The sequence below is a fragment of the Novosphingobium sp. genome (assembly GCF_049240505.1).
Classification (GTDB): domain Bacteria; phylum Pseudomonadota; class Alphaproteobacteria; order Sphingomonadales; family Sphingomonadaceae; genus Novosphingobium.
This window is the reverse complement of record NZ_JBMLSM010000220.1, coordinates 1-11968: the sequence shown is the minus strand read 5'-3', so window position 1 is coordinate 11968 and position 11968 is coordinate 1. Positions and strand designations below refer to the sequence as shown.

10 protein-coding genes are annotated in these 11968 nt (G+C 61.9%); 6 read left to right on the top strand and 4 right to left on the bottom strand.

Features of this window, described 5'->3' with window-relative positions:
• On the top strand, positions 1 to 701 hold a 701-nt coding region (locus ACOVQ0_RS18025), incomplete at its 5' end, for an EAL domain-containing protein (RefSeq protein ID WP_421887687.1).
• 14 nt (positions 702 to 715) lie between these two features.
• Here ACOVQ0_RS18025 and ACOVQ0_RS18020 read toward each other — a convergent pair.
• Complete coding sequence (locus ACOVQ0_RS18020) at positions 716 to 1627, bottom strand: SDR family NAD(P)-dependent oxidoreductase (protein ID WP_421887685.1); 912 nt, start codon at positions 1625 to 1627, stop codon at positions 716 to 718.
• A 143-nt stretch (positions 1628 to 1770) separates the two neighbouring features.
• Between ACOVQ0_RS18020 and ACOVQ0_RS18015 the strand changes: the two genes are divergently transcribed.
• Complete coding sequence (locus tag ACOVQ0_RS18015) at positions 1771 to 2571, top strand: DODA-type extradiol aromatic ring-opening family dioxygenase (RefSeq protein ID WP_421887682.1); 801 nt, start codon at positions 1771 to 1773, stop codon at positions 2569 to 2571.
• 47 nt (positions 2572 to 2618) lie between these two features.
• Here ACOVQ0_RS18015 and ACOVQ0_RS18010 read toward each other — a convergent pair whose 3' ends face one another.
• The gene (locus ACOVQ0_RS18010; RefSeq protein ID WP_421887679.1) at positions 2619 to 3593 is read right to left on the bottom strand and encodes a DUF6607 family protein; all 975 of its coding nucleotides are present in this window, start codon (positions 3591 to 3593) and stop codon (positions 2619 to 2621) included.
• Between the two features lie 23 nt (positions 3594 to 3616).
• Positions 3617 to 5806 carry a TonB-dependent hemoglobin/transferrin/lactoferrin family receptor gene (locus ACOVQ0_RS18005; protein ID WP_421887676.1) on the bottom strand — a complete coding sequence of 730 codons (2190 nt, stop codon included), beginning with the start codon at positions 5804 to 5806 and terminating at the stop codon, positions 3617 to 3619.
• Between the two features lie 357 nt (positions 5807 to 6163).
• On the opposite strand from ACOVQ0_RS18005, the gene ACOVQ0_RS18000 reads away from it, so the two are divergent.
• From ACOVQ0_RS18000 to ACOVQ0_RS17985, 4 genes are all read left to right on the top strand, one after another.
• Positions 6164 to 8530 carry a TonB-dependent receptor domain-containing protein gene (locus ACOVQ0_RS18000; RefSeq protein WP_421887673.1) on the top strand — a complete coding sequence of 789 codons (2367 nt, stop codon included), beginning with the start codon at positions 6164 to 6166 and terminating at the stop codon, positions 8528 to 8530.
• Positions 8531 to 8687: 157 nt separating this feature from the next.
• A complete protein-coding gene (locus ACOVQ0_RS17995) occupies positions 8688 to 9128 on the top strand; it encodes a hypothetical protein (protein WP_421887670.1) in 441 nt (146 codons plus the stop codon).
• A 1-nt stretch (position 9129) separates the two neighbouring features.
• Entirely contained in the window at positions 9130 to 9573 is a 444-nt protein-coding gene (locus ACOVQ0_RS17990; protein WP_421887667.1) for a hypothetical protein, read from the top strand.
• Positions 9574 to 9577: 4 nt separating this feature from the next.
• Entirely contained in the window at positions 9578 to 10387 is an 810-nt protein-coding gene (locus ACOVQ0_RS17985; protein ID WP_421887690.1) for a ferredoxin--NADP reductase, read from the top strand.
• A 35-nt stretch (positions 10388 to 10422) separates the two neighbouring features.
• Here ACOVQ0_RS17985 and chrA read toward each other — a convergent pair whose 3' ends face one another.
• The gene (gene chrA, locus ACOVQ0_RS17980) at positions 10423 to 11739 is read right to left on the bottom strand and encodes a chromate efflux transporter (RefSeq protein WP_421887664.1); all 1317 of its coding nucleotides are present in this window, start codon (positions 11737 to 11739) and stop codon (positions 10423 to 10425) included.
• Positions 11740 to 11968: the final 229 nt, after the last annotated feature.

The window sequence follows — 11968 nt, the reverse complement described above, 5'->3', positions numbered from 1 at the left end:
GGATCGTTTCGGTCGAAGCGCTGCTGCGCTGGCCGCGTCGGCCGCAGAGGCCGCTGCCGCCCGACGAGTTCATCGACATTGCCGAAGCGACGGGACAGATTCACCCGCTTGGCCTGTTTGTGCTGGAACGCGCCGCCCGCGAGATCGGGCCGCTGGGCGATCTGCATCTGAGCGTCAACGTTTCGCCCGCGCAGTTCCGTGATCCCGCGTTCGAACGGCAGGTGGCGCACGTTCTGGAACAGACGCGCTTTCCGCCGCAGCGGCTGCAGTTCGAGATTACCGAGGGCTACCTTCTTGCCAATCCCGAACGGGTGGTAAGCGCGGTGGAGACGTTCAAGGCGCAGGGCATGTCGATGGCGCTGGATGATTTCGGTACGGGCTTTACCAGCATCCACTATCTGCGATCCTATGGCTTCAGCCACATCAAGATCGACAAGTCGTTGCTGACAGGCCTTGCCCCCGGTGCCAAGGAAACGATGCTGGTAACAGGCGCCATCACGCTGGCGCGCGGGCTGGACATGGCGGTTATCGCTGAAGGCGTGGAAAGCGAAGCGCAGGCCGAAATCCTGCGCGCCGCCGGATGCCACGAACTGCAGGGCTACCTGTTCGGCAAGCCAATGCCGATCGCCGCATTCACCGAAATCTGCCGCCGTTCGGGCCACGTCGTGGGCGAACAGCAGCAGCTTCGTGCGGCGGGATAAAGTCTGCGTCCGGTTCAGCCTTCCTGCTGTTCCATGAACACCTTTGCCCGATCAGCCGCCCAGTTGTTCAGCGCTTCGGTGCGCAGGCGTGCGCCTTCGGGGTCTGCTTCCAGCGGCAGGACTGAATCCACGATCAGATCGAAGTGGGCGCGCAACCCGTCCTTCGCTTCGGGGTAAGGGATGATGTAAAGCTGGTTGGCTTCGATCCCGGCTTTTACATGCTGCGCCAGTTCCACCGGGTCCATGCCATGCTGGTGAATCGAATGGAGCGAGGCGATCGAGTCCTCGTTCTCGACATAGCCGCTCTGCCCGAACTGTGCGGGGCGCAACTTGCTGGCTTCGGCGATGTTCGATTTGATGTTGGCCGGACACAGCACCGACACGCCGATCTGATGCTTGTCCAGCCCCTGCCGGTAGCTTTCCATCAGGTTGATCACGGCAGCCTTTGCGGCGGAATAGGGCGCGGCCAGCGCGCTGCCCATCAGCCCGCCCAAGGATGACGTGGTGACGATGTGCCCCGGCTTCCCACTGGCAATCATGCGGGGCACGAACGTGACCATGCCATTGATCACGCCGCCCAGATTGACGCCCACGATCCAGTCGAAATCGTCATAGCTGGTGTTCTCCACCGGGCCGAAGCTGTTGACGCCTGCGGTGTTGAACAGCAGCGTGGGCGCTGCGCCGAAGACGGCCTCAACCTCGTCAGCCGCGCGGGCATAGGCAGCGCGATCCATGATATCGAGCGTTATGCCGTGGGCGGTGATGCCTTCGGCTGCAAGGTCTGCCACGGCCTTGGCCACGGCGTCTGCCCGGATATCGGCCACCACGATCCTTGCGCCTGCGCGGCCGAAGACCTGCGCCTGACCGAAGCCAGCGCCCGATGCGCCGCCGGTGATGAAGGCGATCTGGTTTTCGAATGACTGCATGGCGTTCGGCTCCTCTTCCGATTTTGTTAGTGTTACTTACAATATCGACCAAAGGAGGGCAACGTCAAAAGAGGGCAAGGGGAGCCTTGCGGGGTTTGTCGGCGATGACCATCTGCGAGCTATTCCAAAGGAGTTCTGCGCCGATGACCCGACTGCCCACATATTTCCTCAACCACGGCGGCGGACCCTGGCCGTGGATGGATGGGCCGATGCGTGACGCCTATGGCAAGCTGGAGGCATCGCTGGCGGGCGTGATGGGCGAATTGCCCGAACTGCCGCGTGCCGTGCTGGTGGTTTCGGCACATTGGGAAGCACCGGTGGCGCAAGTATCGTCGCACCCCGCGCCGCCGATGCTCTATGATTACTACAATTTCCCCGAACACACCTACCACATCCGCTACGCCGCGTCGGGCAGCCCGGAACTGGCAACCCGCGTGCGCGACTTGCTGCGGGGTGGGGGAATGGATTGCGAAGAAGATGCCGCACGTGGCTTCGATCACGGCACGTTCTCGATGATGCAACCCGTGCGGCCTCAGGCCGACATTCCGATCGTGCAGCTATCGGTGCTGGACCACTTCGATCCCGCTGCCCACATCGCGATGGGCCGCCTGCTGCAACCCTTGCGGAATGAAGGCGTGCTGATTCTGGGATCGGGGCTGTCCTATCACAACCTGCGCGCATGGGGCCCGGCGGGGGCCGATGCGGCGGCGCAGTTCGATGGCTGGCTGCGTGAAAGTCTGCCGGGAAAGGCGCAGGCCGAACGGGACGCAGCCTTGCAACACTGGGCCGAAGCCCCCGCCGCGCGCGCCGCGCACCCCCGGCCCGAACACCTGCTGCCACTGATGGTAGCCGCAGGGGCGGGTGGGGCTGACGCTTGCGCCGTGCATTTCCACCAAGGCGATTTCATGGGCAGCATGGCGGTAACGGGCTTCCGTTTCGGCTGAAGCCTGAAGCGGCGTGAACATGATTCACGCCGCCACCATGCCCATGTTCAGAGTTTGCGGGTATTGTCCGCGATCACCTTGCGCGCTTCGGCAATGGCTGTGGCCTGATCAGTCTTGCCATCTTTCAGATCACTGGCCAGTTGCATCAGTCTGCCGCTGATGATGGTACCGGTTGCGGCTTCTTCCTGAATGCCGATGCCGCCTTTCTCGTTCGCCACGCGATCCCATTGCGCGCGCACGGCAGCCCAGTAGTCCTTGGTTGCAGCCCAATAATCGTCTGCGGCCTTGACGTTGTACCCATCGAACCGCGTGTAGGTGTTGAGGACGTATTCCTGCACGATCGGGGCAATGGCGCCTGCTTTCGGCCCCATCTTGGTATTGTCCTGCCAGTGGACCCAGCCATCGGGCGTGTTCTGGTGGCGGTTGATCGAAAGGTAGCGATCATAAACCGGATTGCGCACGGCATCGCGCCGGGCAAGTGGGCGCCACGTCCAGTTGGACCGCCAGCGCCGCACGCCGCCCTGCGTCTCGAACTGCCCCCATCCGCCATAGCGCGGGCTGTCATCCACCTGCCATACTGTTTGCGACCAGCGGCCCGTGCGCATCTTTTCGGGCACGTCCTCCCACTTCCATGTGTGGCGATCAGCATAGACCAGCACGCGGGCAGGTTCGTATTCCCAATCCTGCCGCCAGTGCTTGATCACCATGTCCTTGCCTTCATGGTTCACCACCAGCATGTGCTGCAACACGATGCGACGACCGGTGTCCTCGATCACGCGGACGACCTCGTGCCCGCCCGAAACCTTCGGTTCGAGCGGGGTATAGGTCGGATCCCATCGGGTCGATTCCTGCATGTCGAAGCGAACCTTGAAGTTCCCGGCCATCGCCAGAATGTCGGCACGGTCCTGCGCAAAGCCGGCTGCGGCCTGTTCTGCCGCAATCGGTGGATGGGCCAGCGCCGGGCTGACGGTCGAGGCGAGGGCGAGCAAACTTGCGCCAAGAAGCGAAGCAAAGCGGTTCATGATGGAGTCTCCGGCAATCATGATCAGAAGCGATAGCTGAGCGAGACGCTGGCGTTGCGGCCCGGCTGGGTGAAGGCATCGGTAATCGCGGATGTTGAGGCGAGGCCGCGCACATCGGACCACCAGGCGTATTTCTCGTCCAGCAGGTTGAACACGCCGGCACGCAGCGTCAGCCCTTCAAACAGCCGGGCATTGGCCACGAGATCGAGAATGGTGAAAGCTGCCGGGCGGAAGCAGGACGGCGTACACAATCCGGTCGTGCGCCCGTCTTCCTTGCGGGCGCTGTGCGTGGCGATGATCTGCCCGCCAAAGCGCCCCTGTGGATCGCGGAAGCCCAGGCCCATCACCAGTTTCAACGGATCGACCGTGGACAGTGGCGTGCGCACGCCCCCCGGTTCAATCACGTCACCATGCGCATAGGACAGCGCAAGGTTGGCGTGCAGACCGCTTTGCGCGCGCGCTTCAAAGCGCGCTTCGGCGCCCTTCACGTTCACGCGATCAAGATTGACGAACTGGAACACTGCCGGGTTCGCCGGGGTAAAGGCACCGCCCACCACTTCCTGACTGATGAAATCGCGATAGCGCGCCCGGAAGGCCGTGATATCGAGGCTGACCCCGTTGCCGGAGAACCGTACCCCGCCTTCGAAGCTTTCGCTGCGTTCAGGGCCAAGATCGGGGTTAGGGGCGGAAATATATCCTTGCGCCGGGTTCTGGAAGAACTGGTTCACCTGCCCCGGTTCGGGGGCCTTGAACCCGTTCGCATAGTTCGCAAACAGGCGGACGCCTTCGGACAGCTTCCACACTGCCCCCAGCTTTGGCGAAACGCGAGATCCGTCCTGCCCGGCTGCGGCAAATCCGGGCAACAGCGCATCTGCCTGTGGCGAAAGCCTGTACCAGTCAAAGCGCAGTGCCGGGTACAGGGTCAGCCCGCCAATGGTGATCTGATCGCCGATGAACGCCCCTGCACGCGTAAAGTCGGTCGTCGGGAAGGCGCGGGTCGGGAAAGTCTCTCCGGCTGGCGGCACGGTGCCATCGCGGAGGCCGCGTTGCCGCGTCGTGTTCACATCCGCGCCGAAGACCACTTCGTGCGCGATGCCCCCGGTGCTGAAGTTCGCACGGGCATCTGCGGCAAAGCCCAGCACGCGGTTTTCGAATGTGTTCAGGCGCTCCCGATCTGCCAGGGGCGTGCGATCTTCGTCGGTGAACTGGCGGTCCAGCGCGTCCTGCCAGAACAACGCTGCCCGCGCGAACGAGATTGGCCCATCGCCCTGCCATGACCAGTCGAACGTCACGCGCTTGCGGTTGCCGGTGTCGGTGCCTTTCAGCAGTTCCACCGTGGAGCTGAGGCCGGTAAGACCTTCGGTGAACAGATAGGTATCGAGATATTCGCCGGTCAGCCGCAACTTGTGCCCGCCCGCCGGTTCATAGACCAGGCGGCCCAGTACTGCGTTTGACCGGCCATCCTGCGGATTGGGCTGGGTGCGCGCCGCACCTGTGCCGCCAACCGTGCCGCGATTGTCCATCTCGTTGAAATCGCGGCGGGTATAGGCGGCCATTGCCGACCAGTCGCCGCTGCGCCCGGCAAGGATCGCGGTTTCCTGAAACTCGTTGTCCGCGCTGGAATAGGCCGCGCGGACCAGCCCGCCGATCGATTTTCCGCCCTCCAGAAAGTCAGCCGGGTCCGCTGTCGTAAAGCTGACCGCGCCTGCCAGACCATCGCTGCCATAGAGGGCAGAGGAGGGGCCGCGCATGATCTCGACCGATTTGATCAGCCCCAGATCGACGTAATCGCCGCGCCCCGCGCTTTGCGCGCCAAAGCTGAAGCCATCGGGCACGCGCACGCCATCAACCTGGATCAGCACGCGATTGCCGCCGATACCGCGAATGTTGAAACCTTCGTTCCCGGCGCGGCCTGTGGCGGAACCGGCAGCATTGAATCGCGCGGGCTGACGCTGAACGCTGATGCCGGGTTCGAACCGCACCAGATCCTTGATATCCGTGACCATCTCGTTGGCGATGTCATCTGCGGTCTTTACCGAAACGGTAACCGGAAGATCCTCGATCTTCACCGGGGTGAGGGTGGCCGAAACCACGATCTGATCCTTGCGCGCCAGCCAATCTGCCCAGAACTGCCCATCGTTGTCCTGCGCCAGTGCGCCCGTTGCCTGACCGGCGATGGCAATCGCGATGATCGCTGCGGCGGTTCGCCTCACGCTTGTGCGCGCCGGTGTGTTATCGCCAGCCAACTCCACTTTGCACAGATCCCTCACGCATTGCTTCCTTTATTGCAAATGATTCGCATAAACATGCGTAAGCGCACAACATGATGGGCGGGTCAATGGCAGATTGATCGATCTGCATCAGAAACTGCATAAGGCATGGGGTTCTTGCATCGGTGCAGCGTGGGTGGTGGAGGATTGCACCTAGAATTTCCGGGCGGGATGAACGCGCGTAAATCGTTGCCAAATCGTAACAAATCAATTCCACCGGCATTCACGGTTGCGCCACGCAGCGGCAAAGACCAATGCGCTCTGACTTTGCGAATGACTCGCATTTGAAAGAGGGGCCATATGAAGTTCGGGATTGAAACGCGTCTGCTCTTGGCTGGCAGCGCTGCTTTCAGCGCATTCGCATTTGCCACATCAAGCGCGCACGCCGATGAAGCGCCGGAAAATACCGACACGCGCACAATTGTCGTCAGTGCGGCGGGTTTTGAACAGAAGATCGTCGATGCCCCTGCCAGCATCAGCGTCGTCACCGCAGAACAACTGGCCCAACGTCCCTACATGACCCTGATCGATGCGGTTCGCGATCTCGAAGGTGTCGACGTGGGCGAAACCTCGGACAAGACCGGACAGCGCACCATCAGCATTCGCGGCATGGGGCCGGAATATACGCTGCTGCTGATCAATGGAAAGCGCCAGAACAATCATGGCGATATCTATCCGAACAGCTTCGGCGGCAACGCTTTCAATCACATTCCTCCGCTGGATACGGTGGAACGGATCGAGGTTATTCGCGGTCCTGCCTCGACGCTCTATGGTGCCGATGCGCTGGGCGGTGTCATCAACATCATCACCAAGCCGGTCAGCCCGCGCTGGTCCGGTTCGGCCACGGTGGGGCGCAGTTTCCAGCAGGATGACCGCTTCGGAAACGACATCACGTTCGATGCCTCTCTGGCGGGGCCGATTGCTGGTGACTGGCTGGGCCTTGCACTGCGCGGCTCGATCTATGAACGCCTTGCCTCCAACCCGGAATTCGAACCGGTGGTTGATCCGGCTGGCGTCACGCATGTGCGGGCCTTGGGCTTTGGCGGCGGTGGCCGCACGGTGGACAACACGAACTACAACGTCGGCGGCACGTTGACCGTAAAGCTGGCCGAGGGCCAGACCATCGATTTCGATTACGACATATCGCGCCAGACATATGACAACAGCCCGATGGTCGATCCGCAGACGGGTGTTGTCAGCTTCCCGCTCGGCACGCTCGATGGCATCGATACCATCTGGCGCGCCACGCGCGGCGTTGTGCAGCCGCAAGTCGGCTACAAGGAAAAGCAGAAGTTCAACCGCACCAACTGGTCGGTCACGCATCAGGGTGACTGGGGCTTCGGCAAGAGCTTTGTCTCGCTGGCCCATGTCGCCACCGAAAACCTTGGGCGCACCCGGCCTTTCTCGGTGGCTGAACGGCTGCTTCTGCAGGACATCTACAGCGCGCGGGGCATCTATGCCGGGTTGAGCGAGGCGCAACGTCGGCAGATCGCGGCAGACACGTTCCTGCCGCGCCCCGACCGCGATCTGGAAAGCAGCCAGTACACGCTCGACGCGCGTCTCATCATGCCGTTTCAAGGTTTTGCCGGGAAGCATCAGGTCGTTGTCGGCGGGCAGTATATCGATGGCGATCTGAAGGATTCGGTGTTCGGTCTGGAAGGCAGCACCGAAGGGCTGGCCGCCGTGCAGAAGCAGAAGCAGTGGTCGATCTTTGCTGAAGACAACTGGTCACCGGTCGATGCGCTAACCATCACGCTGGGCGCGCGTTATGACGAACATTTCCTGTTCGGCGGCCAGTTCAGCCCACGGGCCTATGCCGTGTGGAACGTGCTGCCCACGCTCGTCGTGAAAGGCGGGGTAAGCACCGGCTTCAAGACGCCGAAGACTACCGATCTCTACGATGGCATTCGCGGTTTCGGCGGGCAGGGGACCAGCCCGATGATCGGCAATCCCGATCTGGTCCCGGAAACCAGCGTGAATACGGAAATTGCCGTCTATTGGGATCCGACACCTTCCACCGGCGTCAACGTCACCTACTTCAAGAACGATTTCAACGACAAGATCGCCACCGCAACGGTCCGCCCCTGCGCTTTGACCAACTTCGTTCGCCCCTGTGCCAATCTGGGCGATTATTACGAAATCCTTGGGCTGGGTGGATCGATCAGCCAACCGACCAATATCGACAAGGCCGTGATCCAGGGTGTCGAAGTGGCCGGGCGGCTGGGCATTACGCAGGCGATCAAGCTGCGCGCGAACTACACCTATACCGACAGCGAACAGAAAACGGGCGCACAGGCTGGTTTGCCGCTGACCAACACCGCGCGGCACATGGCAAACGCATGGGCCGATTGGGCGATCACCTCGCGCCTCAGCGCGCAGCTCAACGTGGAGCACCGCTCTCGTCGCTATCGCGGTGTCGATACCGCCACGGGCGATCATCTCTATTTCCGCAGCTACACCGTGCTCAACCTCGGCGGGCAGGTGCGTCTGAACGATAGCCTCACCATCGGTGCGCGGGTGAACAATCTGCTGAACGAAGATTTCACCAGCTACCAGACCAATTTCATCGACAATGGCGATGGCACGTTCACGCCCAGCTTTGTCGATGATTACAACAACAAGGACAAGGCGCGGGCCTACTGGGTCAGCCTGAACGCGCGCTTCTGATCGATGGTTTGCCCGGCGGAATAGCCTTATCCCGCCGGGTGGCCTGTTGCCGCAATCGCGCGCCATTCAAGAAACGACTTGACCTCCGCCGTCACACCGTGTCTGTTTATGCGACTCATTCGCATTAGCTATTGCTTGCGTTGGTCAGGAGAGTGGCATGTATCAGTTCCTCGACAGTCCCGTCACAAGTCTGGGCAAGGGGGGCCAGTTGACCGTATGGGCCGCCCGTACCTGGATACTGGCGATGGGTGAACGCCGGTGTCCTGCCAGTGCCACCGCGCCGGGCTTTGCGGCAAACAGCGCGCTTTCGGCACTGCAGCCGTTTCTTCAGGTCATGAATCTCCTCAACCGGCATGGCCTTGAAACATTTCAGTTCTGCGCCCTGGCCTGCAACCATATCTCGGAACACGAGGCGATCATTCTTTCGCTGCTGGACGATGTGACTGGCGCGGCGGGCGATGGTGCGCGCGCCACGCTGGATCTGCTGGTCGAAGCCGAAGCTTGCGACGCCATAGAGGCGGCCTTTGGTCAGTGGGCCGCCGCCTTTCGGCGCGCCGGTCATACCATCGCCGCGCCCATTCTGACCCGGCCTGTTTGAAATGTATCAACTCGTCGATCGTCAGGTTGGTCTGCTGGCAAACGATGCGCGTTTTCTGCTCTGGGCCATGCGTGCCTGGGCCGATGCCGTGGCTCGGCGTATCTGCGCACCGCAGGCGCTCTTGCCCGGTTTCTCGACGATGGGTGCGCAAATGGCGCTTCCGCCGTTCCACATGGTATCGGCGCTGCTCAACCAGCACGCCCGCGATCAACTGGGTATGGCACCTATCGGCTGCCGCATGATTGCCGAACATGAAGCGGTGCTGCTTTCGCTCTGGCAGGATCTTGCAATGGCGCGCTTCGAAACCGCCGACGCCACGATCCGCCTGCTTGTGGCAGAGACGGCTGCTCCGCAGATCAGGCGGGCCTTCGCGGCGGCCTCAGCACAATTCGCAATGGCCGGGCTCGACCATTCCCAGATGACCCTTGAACAATCCGAGGCATAAGATGATGAGTGACCGCAAGGCAGCCTTTGCAGCGATGGCGCCTGCCTCCCTGACGATCGAGACAGTCAATTCGGTGAAGCACTGGAACGAACATCTGTTCAGTTTCACGATCACCCGGCCCGCATCGTTCCGCTTTCGATCTGGCGAATTCGTGATGATCGGGCTGCCGGGCGAGGGCAGGCCGTTGTTGCGCGCCTATTCGATAGCCAGCCCGGCCTGGGCCGAGGAACTGGAGTTCCTGTCGATCAAAGTGCCGGATGGGCCTTTGACATCGCGTTTGCAGGAAATTCAGCCCGGCGACCCGATCTTTCTGGGGCGCAAGCCCACCGGCACTCTGGTGGCGGATGCCCTGTTGCCCGGCAGGCGGCTGTTCCTGCTTTCGACGGGCACCGGCCTTGCCCCCTTCCTGTCGCTGATCCGCGATCCAGACATCTATGACCGCTTTGGGCAGGTGATCGTGGTCCACAGCGTCCGGCGGACCAGCGACCTTGCTTTCCGGGAAGAACTGGAAAGCCATCTGGCAGCGGACCCGCTGGTGCAGGATCAGGCCCTGCTACAGTTGATCTATGTGCCAACCGTCACGCGCGAGGCCTTTCGCACCACGGGCCGTATCGGCGAACTGATCTCTTCGGGGCGCCTGTTTGATGGCCTGAACGGCCCGCGCCAGTTCGACCCCGCGATCGACCGCGTGATGCTATGCGGAAGCATGGACATGATCCGCGATCTGTCAGCCATGCTGGAAACGGCGGGCTTCATTGAAGGATCGAATGCCAAGCCGGGCGATTTCGTGATCGAACGCGCCTTTGTGGGATAGCATTGCCTGACAGGCCGGTCTTATCTCCGTTGCTGTCAGGCCACGGCAAGGCCCAGGATCAGTCCGCCCAAGGCAGCGGCGGCAAGCACGCGCATGATGTTCCATTTCAGCTTGAACAGCAGCACGGCGGCCAGCGCTGCCAGCACCGCCGCGCGCCAGTCGAACGAGGACCAGACCGGAATGTTCAGGCGCAATGGTCCCACTTCGGCATTGGCCACGGCGGAAAACAGGACGTGGATGAAGAACCACGCGGTGAGGTTGGCGATCACGCCCACCACAGCCGCAGTCAATGCGGCCAGCCCGCCTTTCAGGCGCGGGGAATTTTCCATCCGTTCGATCCACGGCGCAAAGGTGAAAATCCACAGGAAGCAGGGCGCAAAGGTGACCCACGTGGTCAGCACTGCGCCCAGCAACCCGGCCACAAACGGCGAAAACGGCGCAGGCGCGCGGAAGGCCGCAAGGTAGCCGACGAACTGCGTGACCATGATCAGCGGCCCCGGCGTCGTTTCGGCAAGGCCAAGCCCGTCCGCCATTTCGCCGGCGCTCAACCAGCCATAATTCTGCACCGATTCCTGCGCCATATAGGCCAGCACGGCATAGGCCCCGCCAAACGTCACCACGGCCAGTTGCGAAAAGAAGCTGCCGATATCCCACAGCACATGGCTGCGGCCCAGCGTTGCCAGAACCAGCACCATCGGGGTCGCCCAGATTGCGCCCCAGATCAGCACGGTGCGGATTGAATGGCCCCACGGGCGTGGCGTTGCAATCGGCACGCCATTGCCGGGTTTCAGGGCAAGCCAATCCGGGCGCATCGCGGCCACGATCATACCCACCGCGCCTGCACCAAGCACCACCAGCGGGAATGGCGCATCGAACAGGAACAACGCCATGAAGGCCGCCACAGAAAGACCCCGCTTGAACCCGGTGTTGAGCGCGCGTCCGGCGATGCGCAGCAGGGCCTGCACCACGATGGCCAGCACTGCGGCCTTGATCCCCAGAAACAGCGCGGCAAACCAGCCAAGGTCAGCTGCAACCGCATAGAGCGCGGTCAGCGCCAGAATGATCAGCGCACCGGGCAGCACGAACAGAAGTCCGGCCACCAGCCCGCCACGTAACCCGTGCAGTTTCCAGCCGATCCATGTGGCCAGTTGCTGCGCTTCAGGCCCGGGCAGGAGGTGACAGAAATTGAGGGCGTGGAGATACTGCTCCTCGTCCACCCAGCGCCGCTCGTCCACCAGTTCCCGGTGCATCAGCGCGATCTGCCCCGCTGGCCCGCCAAAGCTCAGAAACCCGATCCGCGCAAAAACGCGCACCATTTCGCGAAAATCGGGATGTGTATTTGAAATTGCCATTCGCCTCATGCCTCACCATCCGCGAGTAGCGGACCAACAAGGCAACACTTGGGCGGCAAGGCCTGACCGGGAGGTTGCTGCGCCCCGGTGCTGACGCAGTAGCCCTAGGTCAAGCGTCACGCAACCCTTCGTCTCAATTTACATAATGTAAATTATCAATCAATTACACCAACGTCGGTGGATTCTACCTTGAAGTGCGAAATTCGAGGATTTCTGAGGCTTCAGCCCC